Below are 16,479 nucleotides of genomic sequence, written 5' to 3'. Positions count from 1 at the left end.
GGCACACGGCAGTGGACGGGATATGGGCGTCCCGCTCAGACCTCGCTGATCTCGGCGTCCCAGGTGATGCGGATCGCGTCCTTCACGCTCTCGTGCGCCGGGCAGCCGCGCGGGTGAAACTCCAGCGCCCGATCGGTCTCGGCGCGGCTGCCGGCCGGGATCGCCAGCTTGTAGTGCATGGCGATGGCAGAGATGCGGATCGTCTGGCCCACGCCCTCGATCGTGCCTTCGACGTCGGCCGTGTAGCGGGAGCGATCGAAGCGAACGTTGCGCGCTGACAGCGCGCCGGCAAGGGTGCCGTACATTCAACCGGCGACGGCGGCGACGATGTGATCCAGCGTCGAGGCGATCACGGGCGCGCTCTCCGGCGCCTTGTAGTAGGTGCGCAGGCCACCCTGCACGCCGTAGACCACGGGCGTGGGCACGTCGCCCAGATAGGCGTGGCGCAGCCCGCCGTGGTACTCGATCGTGCTGCGCGAGATGTACTGAAACGGCTCGGCCATCTGGCCACACTCCCTTTAGCGGTCCAAATCCACGAGGTTCTCGGCCACGAGCGGCAGCGCCAGTTCGAGCGTGCCGGGCGGCAGGCAGTCCGTGGCGCTGCACGCCTGGTAGCGCAGGCGCACCGGCAAGGACTCCGCCTCGACCCGGCGCTGGAACGTCAGCGGCAGCCGCAGCACGACGCGGCCCTCATGGACGTGGAACTGCTCCTCCAGCCCCGCGATCTGAAACGGCCGCGGCGCCGTCGCCTGAACCTCACCGACCGTAATGCCCTCGATCGGCGCAACCGAAAGCTCCAGCGGGACGTAACCGCCTGGAATCGGCCGGCCGAAGACGTGCAGGCCGGGTCCGATCTGCAACTCGACGGTGAGCCAGCGCCGTTGTGCGAGGCGGTACGCGGGCGCATCCAGGTAGGCGCGCCCGGCGACGCCGGGGCCGCTCGCGCGCTGTTCGGGGCCGTGCGCCGCGCTCTCGCTGCCGAACGCCTGCTCCAGCAACGCCGCGCCGGTCTCGCGCTCGCGGTAGTTCTCCAAAAAGCGCTTTTCGTGCACAATACCGTCTCTGTCGAGGATGAAGGCGCCCGGATAGGCGACGCCGTTGGCGCCCTCGCGGTAGGGAATGCCGAAGGCGGCGTGCTGCTCTTGCACCTGCTCGTTGAGCAGGCCCAGCCGCCGGATCACGATGCTGCCCTGGTCGCTGAGCAGCGGATAGGTGATGCCGTGCTTCTCCGCGAAGGCGGCCAGCGCGCTCACCGGGTCGTAGCTGATGGCGAAGACGGCGAGCCCCACGCGCTCGTAATCCGGCAGTGCCCGTTGCAGCTCCACGAGCTGCGATTTGCAGTACGGTCACCAGGCGGCGCTGCGATAAAAGAGGACCAGCGCCCGCCGGCCGGCGCGGACCGCGTGCAGGTCGACCGGCGCGCCGTGCTGGTCGGGCAGCACGACGTTGGGAAAGCGTGCGCCGAGCGCCGGGCCGATGCGCTCCACGTCGACCGGCGGATAGGGCGGCCGTGCAGGTGTTGTCATGGCGGCGATCCTCCTTCACGCATGGCCGTGGCCGGCAGGCTTTGGTTCGCGCGGAAAGCCGAACTGCCGCCGGCGCCGCGGATGAGCGGTACGACCTGACTCCCCAGGCGGCTGACCACGCCGGCGTCGTTCGCCGTCTTCGCCAGCAGCAGCGCCCCTTCGAGCAGGGCGAGCACGGCCTGCGCCGCCGGCGCCACGTTCGCCGGCGCGATCTCGCCCGCGGCCGCGGCCTCGGCCAGCGCCGTCTCGAAGTAGACGCAGTAGCCGGCGAAGACCTCCTGCAGCTTGGCGCGGACCACCTCGTCGCGCGTGCTCAGCTCCAGCGCCAGGTTGCCGAAGGGGCAGCCCAGCACGCAGCCGCTCTGCTCGGCGCGCGTCGCGTGCCTCGCCGCCACCAGATCGAAGAGGCGTGGAAAGCGGGCCAGCGGCGGCAGATCGCGGGCGAAGGCCGGTTCCAGCAGCGTGGTGCGCACCTGCTGCCACTGCGCCTCGACCGCCGCCAGCGCCAGGTCGCGCTTGGCGGGGAAGTAGTAATAGAAGCTGCCCTTGTTCACGCCGGCAGCGGTGCAGAGGTCGTCCACGCTCACGTCGGCGTAGCTGCGGGCGTGGATCAACTGCGCCGCCACCTGCAGCAGCCGTTCCCGCGCGTCACTGGTGCGTCCCATCCTGCGCCCGTATAGTTGACTGGTCGGCTAACTATAGCCGGCGTCACGGCGCCGCGCAAGCGTGCAGCGTGAGGGAGGTGACGGCGATGGGCGAGTTCGACCCCGGCGCGATGCGGGCGCTGACCTTCGACGTCGGCGGCACGGTCTTCGACTGGCATCACACCATCGGCGACGCGGTGCAGCAGGCAGCGCGGACGAAAGGCGTGCAGCTCGACGCGGCCGCCTTCGCCAATACCTGGCGCCGCGCGATGCTGCAGGGCGTGGGCGAGGTGCGCGCCGGCACGCTGCCCTGGCAGAACGCCGACGCCCTGCACCGCCGCGCCCTGGATCAACTGCTGCAGGATTCACCGCTGGCCGTGCTCTCATCCGCCGAGCGCGACGATCTGACCTTCGCCTGGCACCGGCTGCGCGCCTGGCCCGACGCGGCGCCGGCGCTGGCGCGGCTGCGCGGGCGCTACACCGTCGTCGTGCTCTCCATCCTCAGCTTTTCGCTGCTGGTGGACAGCTCGAAGCACGCCGGCATCGCCTGGGACGGCATCATCTCCTGCGAGTTCATCGGCCGCTACAAGGATGACCCGGCGGCCTACGAGACGGCCGTGCGCTGGCTGGGGCTGCGGCCGGAGCAGGCGCTGATGGTGGCGGCGCACCCGTGGGACCTGCAGGGCGCCGCGCGGGTGGGCCTGCGCACCGCCTACGTGCCCCGTCCCGGCGAGTGGGGCGAGCCGGAGACGCGCGACCTGACGCCGCCGCCGGGCATCGATCTGGCCGCGGCGGGCTTCGCCGACCTCGCCGACCGGCTCGGCGCCTGATCCGGCTAGCCCCGCCGCACGGCGAGGTCGGCGAAGCCCGCCGTGCGACAATAGCAGCCGGCCCAGCATCGCAGCCGGGAGAACAGCCTTGCCCGAGAGCGTCGTGTTCGTGCTCGTGCACAGCCCGCTGACGGGGCCGGATGTCTGGCAGCCCGTGGCGGAGGCGCTGCGGGCGCGTGGCGCGGCGGCCTTCGTGGCCGGGCTGCGGGATGACGGCGCCGCGGGCGAGCCGTTCTGGGCGCGGGAGGCGCGTGCGGCGGCGCGGACGCTGCAGGCGTTGCCGCCGGGTGAGCGGCCGTTGCTGGTGGGTCACAGCGGCGCCGGGGCGCTGCTGCCGCTGCTGCGCGAGGCGGCGGACCGGCCGGCGGGCGGCTATCTGTTCGTGGATGCGGGGCTGCCGTTCGCCGGCAGCCGGCTGCAGGCGATGGCGGGCGAGTCGGCCGAGTTCGCCGCGCAACTGCGCGCCTCGCTGGCGGCGGGCGAACGCTTCCCGGCCTGGATCGATGCGCAGCTCGCGGCGATCGTGCCGGACGCCGCCCGCCGCGGCGCCCTGCTGGCCGGTCTGCGGCCGCGCGGCCTCGACTTCTTCGACGAGCCGTTGCCCGTGCCGCGCGGCTGGCCGGACGCGCCCTGCGGCTATCTCTGGTTCAGCCCGCCCTACGCAGCGTCATTGGCAGAGGCGCGCGCCCGCGGCTGGCCGGCGCGTGAGCTGCCTGCCGGCCACTTCCACATGCTGGTAGACGCCGACGCCGTGGCCGGAGCGCTGCTGGCGTTGGCACGAGAACTGGCCGGCGCGGGCTGAGGCTGGACACAAGCACGGGCGCACCGCCGCGGTGCGCCCGTGCGGCGTGGCGCGCCGGCCGGCGGGTCAGGACGTTCGTCCCAGCCGCTGCTGCTTCATCGCTTGCATCTGCTGGCCGGCGCGCTCCAGGCGCTCGCGGTCCCAGACCTGCTGGATGCGCGGGAAGATCGTCGTCTCTTCTTCGTCGATGTGCCGTGCCAGCGCGTCGTGGATCCGGCGGATCTGCGGCAGCCAGCGCTCGTCCGTCGGCGAGAGGTTGTCGGCCTGGGCGATCATCGCGCTCAGCTCCTGCACCTCGCGCTCGTGCCGCGGTTCCCAGTCGCCCGGCTCGCTGCCGCGGCCCTGCTCCTGCTTTAGCGGATTGTAGAGGTGCTGCTCCTCCATCTCCTCGTGGAGCTTGAGCGTTGGCTCCAGCGTATTCCAGCGCATCGCCGCCTGGCCGCCGCTGCCGCTGTCGAGGATCTGGCGGAACGGCGTCTTCGCCTCGCGGTGCATCTGCATCAGCAAGGCAATCGCGCCAACGGGCTCGCTCATGCCGCCGGACGGACCCTGGCCCTGCGCCGAGGTTGCGCCGCGCTGGGCGTGGTTGCCGAGCGGCCGGCCGATATCGGCGCCGGCCGTACGGCTGGTGCTGATGTTCGGGTCGGTGGTTGTGGCCTGGTAGAGTGACTGCGCCTCGCGCTGCGACGGCCGGTCCGTCTTCACGTCGCCGAGATGGTCCTTGTCGACCCTCAGCGTGACCGTATTGGCGTTGGTCCGTCGGATGCAGTCGGCGGTGAGCCAGAAGTTCGGCTTCATCGGCGCATCGACCTTGAAATAGCGGCCCTGCATCTCCTTCACCGTGCCGACGCTCTCGCCCTCGGCGGTGAACACCTCCATCCCCGGATGCGGCATGGCGCCCATGGCCTGATCGGTGGCCATCGTCCTCTCCTTACATCATTCGTGCATGCCGCACAGCGCGGGAACCTCGCTCGCCGGCCGCGAGAGTGCATGATCCACGGATGGCAGCGATGCGCGGCGGCCGGAGTGCCGGCCGCCTGCCGGCGCCGCACGCCGCTTGACGGGAGGACCGAGGTGACCATCGCCGTCCCGCGCACCGTCTGCCCGCCGCCGGCCGCTGCTGTTACTCAGCATAGTCACGCTTTGCACCCGGTAAGAATCACTTGTCGAAGTAGCTTTTTCGACGAGCGTATGGCCGCTCATCCGCACGGTCGATGGGCAAAACCGCCGATCCGTGCGCCTGCTGCGGCGGCCGGATCGCCGGACCTGGAAACAGACGCCGCGGAGCGCCTGCCCGTTCCTTCCAGCCTCGAACACGGCGACGGCCGCCGCCACGCACGCCTTCTACGTCGCTTTCACCTTCGGCCCCACGGCCACCACGGGCACCACGGCCTGGCTCGTGGCCTGGCTTCAGCGGCGGCGCCGTGTTCTCGCAGGCGTACAGCTACCCGGTGTCGCCGCGCCAGCGGGGCAGCACGCTGACGGCAGACGCGGGCGACGACCGCATGGAGTCGCTCTCCAATCTGGGCGGCACGGTCTGGGCCGTGGCCGATACGACCGTCACGCTCCCTGGCGACAGTACCGTGCGCGACCGCGACCGTTCCCGTTTTGTGCCCGTTTTCCCGGTCTTCCCCGTAACGCCGCCGCGCCGGCACGACGACAGCAACAGGTGAGGGGCGCAGCCCCACCGCTTGCGCCCGCGTTGCACCGGCCATGAGCCGGGGGAGAGAGTCATGTCGCAGCAGGCGGTCGTCAGCCCCGAGGCGCTTGAGCGCTTCGCCAGCAGCGTGCGTTCCTTCAACAACCACCTGCGCGAGAGCATGACCCGCCTGCAGGGTCAGTTCCAGGCGCTGGGCGACACCTGGCGCGACCAGGAGCACTCCCGCTTCGCCGCCGAGTTCGACCAGACGATGCAGGTCTTGCAGCAGTTCATCAAGACCGCCGACGACCAGATCCCCTACCTGATGCGCAAGGCGCAGAAGGCGAACGAGTATCTGACCCAGCGCTAGGCGCCCGAACGCCGCCCGCGAGGCCGCCGCATGTCCCAGTCCGTCAACGTCCGCTCGATCGAAGCGCTCGGCGGCTTCCGCGGGGCGTTGCTGCGCTACCGCGCCGAGGCCGAGGAGACGCTGGCAGGCTTCGACTACTTCCTTGCCCGCCAGCTCGAGTGGTTCGAGGGCCGGCTCGCGCACTGGCAGCGCGAGGTGCGCCGCGGCCGCGAAGACATCCGCGCCGCCGAGCTGACGCTGGCCCGCTTCAAGGCCATCAGCACCAACCCCGAGATTCCCGCCCACCTGCGCCCCGTCGGCGGCAGCGACCGCTACGAAACGACGCTGGCTCGCGCCCGCCAGCGCCTGCGCGACGCCGAGGGCGGCCGCGCCAACGCCATGCAGTGGCAGAGGACGCTCGATCTGGCGATCGAGAGCTACCGCACGCAGCAGGTCCGCTTCAAGGATGTGCTGCAGGAAAACCTGCCCGCCGCGCTCTCCGTGCTGGAGAAGAAGCTGGCCACGCTGGCGGGTTACGTCTCCGTGCCGCTGCCCTCCGAGCCGGAGCGTCCGCTCGGGCCCGTCGCCTGGCCGGCCGCGCCCGCCGGCGGCGCCGCTGCCGAGGAGGGCGAAACCAGCGAGGATGATGCGTCCGCAGACCATGCAGAGGCGGTGCGCACGTGACGATGAATCATACGAGCGCCGTGGAAGAGCTGCAGACGGCGTGGGAGGCGCTGCGCACGCGCTGGCACGCGCTGGGCGAGGTCTGGAACGACCCCGTACAGGCGCGCTTCGCGCGCGAGCACTGGGCGCCGTTGGAGAAACAGACGATCGCCGCCGGGCAAGCGCTGGGCGAGCTGCTGCAGGTGCTGGCCGCCGCCCACCGCAACGTGCCCTGACGGCGCGGCCGCCGCAGGCGGCCGCGAGACGACAAGTTCAGTGCCAACGCGGCGTCCCTGCAACGCCGCACAGACGACAGGTGGTTTGCGATGCCCGGCGCCGACCTGGCCCTGCGTGAGCGCGAGATCCTCGCCGCCTTTCGCCGCGTGACGATGCAGCGCACCCAGACGGAGAGCGAGTCTGCCGCGCGCGTGGAGCAAATCCAGCAGGCCGCCGCCAAGGAGCTGGCCGCCGCGCGCGACGTCGCCGAGGAGCAGCGCACCTACGCCGAGTCCGGCGCCACGCAGCGCTACCACGCCGAGCTGGAGGCGGTGGAGCGCAAGCGCAAGGAAGTTCACGAGGCGGCGCAGAAGGGCATCGAGAGTGTGCGCACGCTGTACGACGGCGGACGCACCGTGCTCGGACTGGCGCATCTCAACCAGCTCCTGCAGCACGCGCAGACCGCGCCGCCGCCCACACCGCAGCCGATCAGCGACCCCGCCTTGCAGCTTGGCATATGCGCCTCGCAGGCGGCCAAGGCCTCGCAGCGCATCGACCGCGGCGTCGAGCAGGTGCTCGGCAAGCGCCGCCAGAGCCACAAGACGCACATGCGCATCGCCTACGTCGCCATCGCGGCCGTGCTGCTGCTGGGCGCCACGGTGAAGCTGGGCACCGGCTCTTGCGGCTTCGTCAGCACCGCCTTCGGCAACCACGCCGGCTGCTCGGCCACGCTCAGCGGCCACAGCAGCGTGGTCAACGCCGTCGCCTTCGCGCCCGACGGCAAGACGCTCGCCTCGGCCAGCGCCGACAAGAGCGTCCGTCTCTGGGACGCGGGCAGCGGCCGTACGCTCGCGAGGCTGAACGGCCACGCCGGCTTCGTCAACGACGTGGCCTTCTCCCCGGACGGCACGATGCTGGCCTCGGCCAGCGACGACAAGACGATCAAGCTCTGGAGCGTGGCCGTGGGGCGCGAGCTGAAGACGCTCTCCGGCCACGCCGACGGCGTGCGCGCCGTCGCCTTCTCGCCGGACGACAAGACCATCGCCTCGGCCGGCGCCGATGGCCTGGTGAAGCTGTGGGACGCGCAGTCGGGCCAGGAGCTGCGCACGCTCAGCGGCCACCAGGGCTGGGTGTGGGACGTCGCCTTCTCGCCCGATGGCCGCCTGATCGCCTCGGCCAGCAACGACAGCACCGTGAAGATCTGGGACGCGAGCAGCGGACAGGAGCTGAAGACGCTCTCCGGCCACAATGGGGACGCCTTCGCCGTGGCCTTCTCGCCCGACAGCACGCTGCTCGCTTCCGGTGGCAGCGACGGCACCGTGCGGCTTTGGGAAGTGGCGACGGGCCGGCAACTGCGCGTGATCAACGCCGGCAGCCAGCCGGTGCGCAGCGTCGCCTTCTCGCCGGACGGCAAGCAGATCGCCAGCGCCGGTGTCGACAAGTCGGTCAAGCTCTGGAGCCTGGACGGTCACCGGCTCAAGAGCCTGGGGGCCAGCAGCCCGGTGTGGAGTGTCGCCTTCGCGAAGGGCGGCGCGCTCATCGCCTGGACCAGCGACCACAACGTGCGGGTCTATCACCTGCGGTAGGGAACAGGGAATAGAGGGTGTAGGGCGTGGGGCGCAGGGCGAAGGGATGAACACGAGGGCGCCTTGCCTGCGCCCTGCACCTTGCGTCGTTTGACCCATTCATCCCGGAGCGATCGTGATGCGGCTTCCCTTTCGGCGCGACCCCACCGTGCAGCTCCAGCAGCACGTCAACCGCCTTTGCCAGGCGTGGAGCGACGGGCAGTTCTGGCACGACTACTGGCTGAAGAGCAGCGAGCAGGAGTGCACGGCGCGCCTGGAACAGGCCGAGCGCGAGTACGAGCAGGGCACGGTCGGCACGCGCGCCGCCTGTGAGCAGCAGATCAGCGGGGCCGAGCGCCGGCACGACGAGCGCATCAGCGCCGCCGAGGCCGAGCACGAGGCCGCGATCCGCGCCATGCAGCGCGAGTACGACGACACGATCGTGCGCATTACCGAGGACGCCGAGGCGATCACGCGCGAAGCGGGTATGGCCGGCGCACACTGGGACGATCCGATCTGGGACGAGTGGCAGCCGGGCAGCGACCAGACGATCCCGCGTTACGTGCGCGCCGGCACGCTGCACGAAGGCCCGCGCGACCCGCTCACCGGCCTCGTCGTGCCCGGCGGGCTGAACGACATGACCTCGATCTCCGTGCCGGCGCTGCTGCCCTTCATCGACGCGGGCAACATCCTCTTCAAGGTCTCCGGACAGGCGAAGCAGCAGGCGATCGGCTGCATCCAGTCGATGCTGCTGCGCGTGCTGGCCACGCTGCCGCCGGGCAAGGTCCGCTTCACCTTCCTCGACCCGATCGGCCTTGGCCAGAACGTGGCCGCCTTCATGCACCTGGCCGATTACAACGAGGCGCTGGTGACCGGCAAGGCGTGGACCGAGCCGCAGCAGATTGAGCAGCGGCTGGTGGACCTCACCGAGCACATGGAGATGGTGATCCAGAAGTACCTGCGCAACCAGTACGCCACGATCGAGGAGTTCAACGCCAACGCCGGCGAAGTAGCCGAGCCGTACCGCCTGCTCGTCGTGCTCGACTTTCCCGCCGCCTTCAGCGAGACGGCGGCGCGGCGGCTGTTCAGCATCGCGCAGAACGGCCCGCGCTGCGGCGTCTACACGATCATGCTGGTCGACCCGGAGCTGCCGCTGCCGGAGGGCTTCAACCTGCGCGAGCTGGAGCGCGTCAGCAGCGTGATCTACTGGAACCGCCAACGCTTCGTCTGGCAGGACGAGGCCGTGCAGTCCTCCACCTTCGTGCTGGATGCGCCGCCCGACCTGACCATGCAGAAAGAACCCGACAAGACGCTGTTCGGCCGCATTCTCACCACGGTGGGCAAAGAGGCGAAGGACTCCAGCCGCGTCGAGGTGCCGTTCGAGCGGCTGTACGACCTCTTCCGCGACCAGGTGCTGGCCCATCCGGAAGACTATGAAGGCTTGCTGGACCAGGTGGACCCGGCGGACCCGACGACGTGGTGGAAAGGCGGCAGTGCGCCGGGGCTGACGGCGCTGGTGGGCCGCGCCGGCGCCACGCGCGTGCAGTGCCTGACGCTGGGCAAGGGCACGGCGCACCACGTGCTGCTCACCGGCAAGACCGGCTCGGGCAAGTCCACGCTCTTGCACACGCTGATCACCAGCCTGACGCTGTTCTACAGCCCGGACGAGGTTGAGCTGTACCTGATCGACTTCAAGAAGGGCGTCGAGTTCAAGACCTACGCCCGGCATGCGCTGCCGCACGCCCGCGTGGTGGCGATCGAGAGCGAGCGCGAGTTCGGCCTCAGCGTGCTGCAGGGGCTCGACGCGGAGATGAAACGGCGCGGCGAGCTGTTCCGCCAGGCGGGCGTGGACGACGTGCCCGCCTACCGCGAGCGCATCGCCGGGCCGATGCCGCGCATCCTGCTCCTGGTGGACGAGTTCCAGGAGTTCTTCACCGAGAACGACGCGATCGCCGCCGGCGCGGCGCAGCTGCTGGACCGGCTGGTGCGGCAGGGCCGCTCCTTCGGCATTCACGTGCTGCTCGCCTCGCAGAGCCTGGCCGGCGCCTTCACCGGCAGCTACATGCTGCCGCGCAGCACGATCGACCAGATGCAGGTGCGCATCGCCCTGCAGTGCTCCGAGGCCGACTCGCGCCTGATCCTCTCCGACGACAACCTGGCGGCGCGCTCGCTGACGCGGCCGGGGGCGGCGATCTACAACTCGAACAACGGCGTGGTCGAAAGCAACAACCCCTGCCAGGTCGGCTGGCTCGCGGACGCGCAGCGCGACGCCTACCTGGCCACGGCGCAGGAGCTGGCGCAGCAGCAGGGCTACCGGCCGCCGGCGCCGCAGCGCGTGTTCGAGGGCAACGAGCCGGCCGACATCAGCCAGAGCCCGATCGCGGAGCTGATCGAGGCGCCGGACTGGCCCGGCCAGTTGCGGGCCACGCCGGCCTGGCTGGGCGAGCCGATCGCGATCAAGGACCCGACCGCCGCGCCCTTCGTGCGCCAGAGCGGCGCCAACCTGCTGGTCGTCGGCCAGAACGACGAGGCGGCGCTCGGGGTGCTGACCACGACGCTGCTGAGTCTGGCGGCGCACACCCCGCCGCTGCCCGGCGGCGCCCGCGCCCGCTTCTGTGTGCTCGACTTCACGCCGATCGACTGGCCGCACGCCGGCAGCTTCGCCCGCATGGCGAGCCTGCTGCCGCACGACATCCAGGTCGCCGGCCGCCGGCACCTGCCCGAGCTGATCGCGGAGATCGCCGCCACGGTCGAGCGCCGCATCGAGGAGCAGGCCTCGGGCGGGCCGATCTACCTGGTCATCTTCGGCCTGCAGTGGGCGCGCGACCTGCGCCCCCTCGACGAGTTCGGCTTCAGCTTCGGCGGCGAGGCGGACGAGGCGCCCAGCCCGGCGAAGCGCTTCCCCACGATCCTGCGCGAGGGGCCGGACGTGGGCGTGCACACGCTGGCCTGGTGCGACACGCTGACGAACCTGAACCGCGTGCTGGACCATCGCCTGCTGCGCGAGTTCGTGCTGCGCGTGGTCTTGCAGATGAGCGCCCAGGACTCGCGCACCCTGGTGGACGTGGAGGCGGCGAGCAAGCTCGGCCCGCACCAGGCGCTGTACTGCAACGAGGAGGAGGGCCGGCTGGAGCGCTTCCGCCCCTACGCCCTGCCGGACGCCGACTGGCTGCGCCGCGCCGGCGAGCGCCTGCGCGCCAAAGTCCTGGACCAGGTGGCCTGACGAGGGCGGAGCGCGGGGCATAAGGGACGCTGGCTGCGTCGCTGTCTCACCGTGCCCCGCTTACTCCGCCACCAGTGCCCGGCGCATCAGGGCGGTCGCGCCGGCGAGCGGCGTGCACTCTTCGTCCAGCACGGCGCGCAACTGCTGCGCGATCGGCAGCTCCACGCCCAGCCGCTCGCCCAGCGCCACGGCGGCGCGGGTCGTGGGCACGCCCTCGGCGATGTGCACGCTGCGCGCCGCGTAGTCCGCAAGCCGCTCGCCGCGGCCCAGCGCCACGCCGAGCGAGTAGTTGCGGCTGGCCGAGCTGGCCACGGTGGTCATCAGGTCGCCGACGCCCGCCAGGCCGGACATTGTGCGCGCGTCGCCGCCGCAGGCCACCACCAGGCGCGTGATTTCGGCGAGACCGCGGGTGAGCAGCGCGGCGCGGGCGTTGTGGCCGAAGCCCAGCCCGTCGCCGATGCCGCAGGCGATCGCGATCACGTTCTTCAGCGCCCCGCCCAGCTCCACACCGATCTGGTCGTGACTGCCGTACGTGCGGAAGCGGTCGGAGGAGAGCACCTCCTGCACGCGCACGATGCCGGCCTCGGCCTCGGGCGGTCCGGCCACCACCGCCGCCGCGGGCAGGTGACCGGCGATCTCGCCCGAAAGGTTCGGCCCGGAGAGCGTCAGCACCACGCCGGGACGCGGCCCCAGCGCCTCGCGGATCACCTCCGACATGCGCAGGCCGCTCCGCACTTCGATGCCCTTGCTGGCGCAGAGCAGGCCCGTGGCGGCGGGCAGCGCCGGCCCGATCCAGGCCAGGTTCTCGCGCAGGCGCTGCGCCGGCGGCGCCAGGATCACCAGCCGCGCGCCGTCGATCGCCTCCGCGGGATCGGCGGTGAAGGCCATATCCTGCGGCAGCGGCACATCGGGCAGGAAGCGCCGGTTCTCGCGCTCGGCGCGCAGCCGCTTCGCCTCGTCCGGGTCGCGGCAGAGCAGCACGGTGCGGGCGCCGCGCTCGGCGATGAGCAGCCCCAGCACCGTGCCGAAGGCGCCGGTGCCCACCACGCAGACCTTGCTCGTCGTGCCTCGCGGCGTCACCATCGCGGCCCCCGTGGCTACGCCCGCGCCGTGCCGACCAGCTCGTAGCGCGGGCGCTCGACCCACTCGTCGTCGGGCGGATTCTCCTGCCGCGCGATCGCCGCCTTGCGCTCCTCGTCCTCGAGCTTCTTCGCCTCGGCCTTGATCGCCTCGCGCCGCTCGTGCTCGGCCACCTGGGCCGGCGCCGGCGGCTCCGGCTCCTTGCGCACGCCCTCGAACAGCTTGACGCGCCCCTCGGCTTCAAGCTGGCGCAGGTGCGCCTGCACGTTGCTGTCGGCGGCGCGGCGCAGGCGCGTGTTGATCTCGGGGTAGAGCTTGAGCATGATCTCCCAGCTCGTGTGCTCGCCGCCGCCGGCCAGCTCCGCGATGATCTGGCGCTCGCGCTCGTTGCGGTGGTCCACGTACATCTGCAGGCGCTCGCGCGGGTCGTTGACCACGGCGCCGTGGCCGGGGCAGATCACGTCGAGCTTGGGCAGCGCCAGCAGCCGCTGCAGGCTGGCGCGATAGGCCGCCAGGTCGTGCACCGTGGTCGTGCTGCTGCCCAGCAGCGTGTCGCCCGTGAACAGCACGCCTTCTTCTTCAATGTAGTAGCAGAGCGAATCGGGCGAGTGGCCGGGCGTGAAGATGATCTGCACGCGCACGCCGCCGTCGAGCGTGATCACGTCGCCGTCGCGGATCGGGCGCGTGCCGCTTTCGGGTAGGCGGTCGTCCTTTTCGAGGAACGGCCGCGCTTCGTCGGCGAGCACGACCTCGGCCTTGAGCGTCTCCTGCACCCACTTCAAATTGCCGCTGTGGTCGAGGTGGAAGTGGGTGATGCCGGCCAGCGCGATCTCCGAGCGCTCCGTCGCGGCCAGGTAGCCGCGCAGCATCCACTTGTAGCGGTCGATCGCCTCGCCGGAGTCGATCGTCAGCGCCTCGCCGGCGCCGTGCTTGCCGACGAGGTAGATCGAGGTGAAGAGCGGGTGCATCGGTTCTTCGTCGGGCACCTGCACGGCGCGGACGCTGGGGCTGATCTGCATTGGGTCACCTCGTTTCAAGTCTCCGACGGTTGCGCTGCGCTCTGGCCCCGGCCCCCTTTCCAGCAACTGGAGAGGGGGAGGCTACGGGGGTCGGTTGATAGGGCGGAGTGCGAGAAGTTGATTTCTTCGATCTAGTTCGGTGACAATCCTTAGGGCCGCCGTCGTTCTCGGCCCTAATGCCAGCGAGGATTGAAACGATGCCCGAAGGCTACCGCTTCGAGACGCTCCAGGTCCATGCCGGCCAGGCGCCCGACCCGACCACCGGCGCCCGCGCGATGCCGATCTACCAGACCGCCACCTTCGCGCTGGAGACGGCCGAGAACGCGGCGGCGCTGTTCGCGCTGCAGAAGTTCGGCAACATCTACACCCGCATCATGAACCCGACTACGGACGCCTTCGAGCAGCGCATGGCCGCGCTGGAGGGCGGCAGCGGCGCCCTGGCCACGGCCTCGGGCCAGGCGGCGCAGCTGCTGGCGATCACCACGATCGCGCAGGCGGGCGAGAACATCGTCTCCACGCCGCTGCTCTACGGCGGCACCTACAACCAGTTCAAGGTCACCTTCCCCCGCCTCGGCATCAACGTCAAATGGATCGACACGGACGAGCCGGAGCAGTTCGAGAAGGCGATCGACGGCAAGACGAAGGCGCTCTACCTGGAGAGCTTCGGCAACCCGGCCTACAACGTGCCGGACTTCGCAGGCGTCGCCGCCGTGGCGCACAAGCACGGCATTCCGCTCGTCGTGGACAACACCTTCGGCGCCGGCGGCTATCTCGTACGGCCGATCGACCACGGCGCCGATATCGTCGTGCACTCGGCCACGAAGTGGATCAACGGCCACGGCAACTCGATCGGCGGCGTGATCGTCGACGGCGGCAAGTTCAACTGGGGCAACGGCAACTTCCCGATCATGACCGAGCCTTCGCCGGGCTACCACGGCATGAAGTTCTGGGACGTGTTCGGCGATTTCCCCGGTCTGGGCAACGTCGCCTTCATCATCCGCGCCCGTGTCGAGGGGCTGCGCGACCTCGGCCCCTGCATGAGCCCCTTCAACTCGTTTTTGTTCCTGCTGGGCCTCGAAACGCTCTCGCTGCGCGTGGACAAGCACTGCGAGAACGCGATGGCGCTGGCGCAGTGGCTGAGCCGCAACCCGAAGGTGACCTGGGTGAACTATCCGGGGCTCGAAGGGCATCCCTCGCACAAGAACGCGAACAAGTACGTGCGCGCCGGCAAGTTCGGCGCGATGCTGAACTTCGGCGTGAAGGGCGGCATGGAGGCCGGCAAGTCGTTCATCAACAACGTGAAGCTGGCGACACTGCTGGCCAACGTCGGCGACGCCAAGACGCTGGTGATCCACCCGGCGAGCACCACCCACCAGCAGCTCGATGCCGCGGAGCAGCAGGCAGCCGGCGTGACCGACGACATGGTGCGCGTCTCGGTCGGCATCGAGCACATCGATGACATCACGGCCGACTTCGAGCAGGCGCTCGCCGCGAGTTGACGTGATGCCTGCCGGCGCCTCGCGCATTCCGTCCACGCTCGCGGCCAGCGCGACCTTTGAGGCGCTGGAGCTGGACGCCGGCCGGCTGGGGCCGCTCACCGTGGCCTACGAAACCTACGGCCGGTTGGGCGGGGATGGCGGCAACGCCATCCTCGTCTGTCATGCTCTCACGGGCAGCGCCCACGCCGGCAACCTCCACGCCGCCGACGGATCGCTCGATGGCCAGCCAGGCTGGTGGGAGCCGCTGATCGGTCCCGGACTCGCGCTGGACACCGATCGGTACTATGTGATCTGCACGAACTTCCTCGGCAGTTGCTACGGCACCACCGGTCCGACCTCGCTCGATCCTGCGACTGGCCGCCCGTACGGACCGGACTTCCCGCCGATCACGGTGCGGGACATGGTGCGGGCGCAGCGGCTGCTGATCGACCGGCTGGGCGTGCGCCGGCTTGTGACAGTGGCGGGCGGCTCGCTTGGCGGCTTTCAGGTGCTCGAATGGGCGGCGATGTACCCGGAAGTGGTCGCCTCGATCGTGCCGATCGCCACCGCGCTCGGGCACTCCGCCTGGTGCATCGGCCTGAACGAGGTCGCGCGCGAGGCGATCCGCCTCGACCCGGCCTGGCAGGGCGGCCGCTACTCGCCGGAGGCGCAGCCGCGCGAAGGGCTGGGGCTGGCGCGGCAGGTCGCGATGATCTCGTACCGCTCGGATATCTCGTTCGAGCGCCGCTTCGGCCGGCTGCTGGCGCCCGGCGCGGCGCGGCCGAACCCGCTGGAGTGGCGCGACGAGGGCAATGCTCGTGTGCCCGGCGGCGGCGATTTCGAAGTCTCGCATTATCTGCGCTATCAGGGTCACAAGCTGGTCGAGCGCTTCGACGCCAACACCTACCTGACGATCACCGAGGCGATGGACCGGCATGATGTGGCCGCGGGACGCGGTTCGGCTGCGGCGGCGCTGGCGCCCTTCCGCGGCCCGGTGCTCTGCCTGGGCATCAGCTCGGACGTGCTCTATCCCACCTGGCAGCAGCACGAGATCGTGGCGCTGTTCCGACAGAACGGCAACGCGGCGCGGTACGTCGAGATCGACTCGCCGCACGGCCACGACGCCTTCCTGATCGAGTGGGAGGCGATGAACGCGGCGATCGGGCCATTTCTGCGGGCGCTGGCGTAGCGCTACGGCTCGGCCGCGAGCTGCTGGGCGAAGCCGAACATCTCCGGGTACTTCTTCAGACTCTGGCCGCCGTCAAGATACAGCGTCTGGCCGGTCATGAAGCCGGCGGCGTCGGAGGGGGTGTGCCCAGAAGTTGTGGAAGCACGGTGCAGGGATGAGACGGAGGCGAGGCGTGGCGATGCAGTAGGGTAACGAGGAAAACAGAGCGACCGACCGTAGTGAGGACGGTCGGTCGCGCAGGAAGGGGCCGATGACT

Annotated in this window: 18 protein-coding genes and 1 pseudogene; 10 read left to right on the top strand and 9 right to left on the bottom strand. The window is 70.6% G+C overall.

Going from position 1 to position 16,479, the window contains the following annotated elements; all coding sequences use genetic code 11:
- Nucleotides 1-35: 35 nt before the first annotated feature.
- The 6 genes and pseudogenes from VKV26_22755 to VKV26_22730 all read right to left on the bottom strand — a co-directional run bounded on the left by VKV26_22755 (nt 36) and on the right by VKV26_22730 (nt 2,191).
- Entirely contained in the window at nt 36-305 is a 270-nt protein-coding gene (locus tag VKV26_22755; GenBank protein HLZ72734.1) for an OsmC family protein, read from the bottom strand.
- Nucleotides 306-503: a hypothetical protein gene (locus VKV26_22750; protein HLZ72733.1), complete on the bottom strand. Its 198-nt coding sequence runs from the start codon at nt 501-503 to the stop codon at nt 306-308.
- Nucleotides 504-518: 15 nt separating this feature from the next.
- Nucleotides 519-1,052: a protein-disulfide reductase DsbD domain-containing protein gene (locus tag VKV26_22745; GenBank protein HLZ72732.1), complete on the bottom strand. Its 534-nt coding sequence runs from the start codon at nt 1,050-1,052 to the stop codon at nt 519-521.
- Nucleotides 1,035-1,334: pseudogene (locus VKV26_22740) on the bottom strand (redoxin domain-containing protein). Before VKV26_22740 ends, VKV26_22745 begins: the two are co-directional and overlap by 18 nt.
- Nucleotides 1,335-1,346: 12 nt before the next feature.
- On the bottom strand, nt 1,347-1,526 hold the full coding sequence (locus tag VKV26_22735; GenBank protein HLZ72731.1) for a hypothetical protein: 180 nt from the start codon (nt 1,524-1,526) through the stop codon (nt 1,347-1,349).
- Nucleotides 1,523-2,191 carry a TetR/AcrR family transcriptional regulator gene (locus tag VKV26_22730; protein ID HLZ72730.1) on the bottom strand — a complete coding sequence of 223 codons (669 nt, stop codon included), beginning with the start codon at nt 2,189-2,191 and terminating at the stop codon, nt 1,523-1,525. Before VKV26_22730 ends, VKV26_22735 begins: the two co-directional genes overlap by 4 nt.
- 86 nt (nt 2,192-2,277) lie before the next feature.
- Here VKV26_22730 and VKV26_22725 point away from each other — a divergent pair, with 86 nt between their 5' ends.
- Complete coding sequence (locus VKV26_22725) at nt 2,278-3,000, top strand: haloacid dehalogenase type II (protein ID HLZ72729.1); 723 nt, start codon at nt 2,278-2,280, stop codon at nt 2,998-3,000.
- A gap of 88 nt (nt 3,001-3,088) precedes the next feature.
- Nucleotides 3,089-3,802 carry an alpha/beta hydrolase gene (locus tag VKV26_22720; GenBank protein ID HLZ72728.1) on the top strand — a complete coding sequence of 238 codons (714 nt, stop codon included), beginning with the start codon at nt 3,089-3,091 and terminating at the stop codon, nt 3,800-3,802.
- A 66-nt stretch (nt 3,803-3,868) separates the two neighbouring features.
- Here VKV26_22720 and VKV26_22715 read toward each other — a convergent pair whose 3' ends face one another.
- Nucleotides 3,869-4,723 (bottom strand): hemerythrin domain-containing protein, encoded by an 855-nt coding sequence (locus tag VKV26_22715; protein HLZ72727.1) that lies wholly within the window; start codon nt 4,721-4,723, stop codon nt 3,869-3,871.
- A gap of 503 nt (nt 4,724-5,226) precedes the next feature.
- On the opposite strand from VKV26_22715, the gene VKV26_22710 reads away from it, so the two are divergent.
- The 6 genes from VKV26_22710 to VKV26_22685 all read left to right on the top strand — a co-directional run bounded on the left by VKV26_22710 (nt 5,227) and on the right by VKV26_22685 (nt 11,457).
- Nucleotides 5,227-5,475 (top strand): hypothetical protein, encoded by a 249-nt coding sequence (locus tag VKV26_22710; GenBank protein ID HLZ72726.1) that lies wholly within the window; start codon nt 5,227-5,229, stop codon nt 5,473-5,475.
- Nucleotides 5,476-5,535: 60 nt separating this feature from the next.
- Entirely contained in the window at nt 5,536-5,811 is a 276-nt protein-coding gene (locus VKV26_22705) for a WXG100 family type VII secretion target (protein HLZ72725.1), read from the top strand.
- Nucleotides 5,812-5,841: 30 nt separating this feature from the next.
- A complete protein-coding gene (locus VKV26_22700; GenBank protein HLZ72724.1) occupies nt 5,842-6,474 on the top strand; it encodes a hypothetical protein in 633 nt (210 codons plus the stop codon).
- Nucleotides 6,471-6,689, top strand: a complete 219-nt coding sequence (locus VKV26_22695) for a hypothetical protein (GenBank protein ID HLZ72723.1) — start codon at nt 6,471-6,473, stop codon at nt 6,687-6,689. The genes VKV26_22700 and VKV26_22695 overlap by 4 nt, the downstream gene beginning before the upstream one ends.
- A 90-nt stretch (nt 6,690-6,779) precedes the next feature.
- Entirely contained in the window at nt 6,780-8,255 is a 1,476-nt protein-coding gene (locus VKV26_22690; protein HLZ72722.1) for a WD40 repeat domain-containing protein, read from the top strand.
- Between the two features lie 118 nt (nt 8,256-8,373).
- Complete coding sequence (locus VKV26_22685; GenBank protein ID HLZ72721.1) at nt 8,374-11,457, top strand: FtsK/SpoIIIE domain-containing protein; 3,084 nt, start codon at nt 8,374-8,376, stop codon at nt 11,455-11,457.
- Nucleotides 11,458-11,517: 60 nt separating this feature from the next.
- Here the strand turns inward: VKV26_22685 and VKV26_22680 are convergent, their stop codons facing one another.
- Together VKV26_22680 and VKV26_22675 are read right to left on the bottom strand one after the other, a co-directional pair.
- Nucleotides 11,518-12,540: an NAD(P)H-dependent glycerol-3-phosphate dehydrogenase gene (locus tag VKV26_22680; GenBank protein ID HLZ72720.1), complete on the bottom strand. Its 1,023-nt coding sequence runs from the start codon at nt 12,538-12,540 to the stop codon at nt 11,518-11,520.
- 14 nt (nt 12,541-12,554) lie between these two features.
- On the bottom strand, nt 12,555-13,556 hold the full coding sequence (locus tag VKV26_22675; GenBank protein HLZ72719.1) for an MBL fold metallo-hydrolase: 1,002 nt from the start codon (nt 13,554-13,556) through the stop codon (nt 12,555-12,557).
- 197 nt (nt 13,557-13,753) lie between these two features.
- Between VKV26_22675 and VKV26_22670 the strand changes: the two genes are divergently transcribed.
- Nucleotides 13,754-15,055 (top strand): O-acetylhomoserine aminocarboxypropyltransferase/cysteine synthase, encoded by a 1,302-nt coding sequence (locus tag VKV26_22670; protein ID HLZ72718.1) that lies wholly within the window; start codon nt 13,754-13,756, stop codon nt 15,053-15,055.
- Nucleotides 15,056-15,059: 4 nt separating this feature from the next.
- Nucleotides 15,060-16,223, top strand: a complete 1,164-nt coding sequence (locus VKV26_22665; protein ID HLZ72717.1) for a homoserine O-acetyltransferase — start codon at nt 15,060-15,062, stop codon at nt 16,221-16,223.
- Nucleotides 16,224-16,479 lie beyond the last annotated feature (256 nt).

Source organism: Dehalococcoidia bacterium, assembly GCA_035310145.1.
Classification (GTDB): domain Bacteria; phylum Chloroflexota; class Dehalococcoidia; order CAUJGQ01; family CAUJGQ01; genus CALFMN01.
The sequence above is the reverse complement of the archived record's forward strand: the minus strand, read 5'-3'. Positions and strand labels throughout refer to the sequence as shown.

Excerpts from the sequence above, each read along its gene's own strand:
- VKV26_22690 (HLZ72722.1), top strand. The coding sequence starts at position 6,780 with ATGCCCGGCGCCGACCTGGCCCTGCGTGAGCGCGAGATCCTCGCCGCC.
- VKV26_22700 (HLZ72724.1), top strand. The coding sequence starts at position 5,842 with ATGTCCCAGTCCGTCAACGTCCGCTCGATCGAAGCGCTCGGCGGCTTC.
- VKV26_22725 (HLZ72729.1), top strand. The coding sequence starts at position 2,278 with ATGGGCGAGTTCGACCCCGGCGCGATGCGGGCGCTGACCTTCGACGTC.
- VKV26_22685 (HLZ72721.1), top strand. The coding sequence starts at position 8,374 with ATGCGGCTTCCCTTTCGGCGCGACCCCACCGTGCAGCTCCAGCAGCAC.
- VKV26_22750 (HLZ72733.1), bottom strand. The coding sequence starts at position 503 with ATGGCCGAGCCGTTTCAGTACATCTCGCGCAGCACGATCGAGTACCAC.
- VKV26_22680 (HLZ72720.1), bottom strand. The coding sequence starts at position 12,540 with ATGGTGACGCCGCGAGGCACGACGAGCAAGGTCTGCGTGGTGGGCACC.
- VKV26_22665 (HLZ72717.1), top strand. The coding sequence starts at position 15,060 with ATGCCTGCCGGCGCCTCGCGCATTCCGTCCACGCTCGCGGCCAGCGCG.
- VKV26_22730 (HLZ72730.1), bottom strand. The coding sequence starts at position 2,191 with ATGGGACGCACCAGTGACGCGCGGGAACGGCTGCTGCAGGTGGCGGCG.
- VKV26_22675 (HLZ72719.1), bottom strand. The coding sequence starts at position 13,556 with ATGCAGATCAGCCCCAGCGTCCGCGCCGTGCAGGTGCCCGACGAAGAA.
- VKV26_22735 (HLZ72731.1), bottom strand. The coding sequence starts at position 1,526 with ATGACAACACCTGCACGGCCGCCCTATCCGCCGGTCGACGTGGAGCGC.
- VKV26_22715 (HLZ72727.1), bottom strand. The coding sequence starts at position 4,723 with ATGGCCACCGATCAGGCCATGGGCGCCATGCCGCATCCGGGGATGGAG.
- VKV26_22705 (HLZ72725.1), top strand. The coding sequence starts at position 5,536 with ATGTCGCAGCAGGCGGTCGTCAGCCCCGAGGCGCTTGAGCGCTTCGCC.
- VKV26_22755 (HLZ72734.1), bottom strand. The coding sequence starts at position 305 with ATGTACGGCACCCTTGCCGGCGCGCTGTCAGCGCGCAACGTTCGCTTC.
- VKV26_22670 (HLZ72718.1), top strand. The coding sequence starts at position 13,754 with ATGCCCGAAGGCTACCGCTTCGAGACGCTCCAGGTCCATGCCGGCCAG.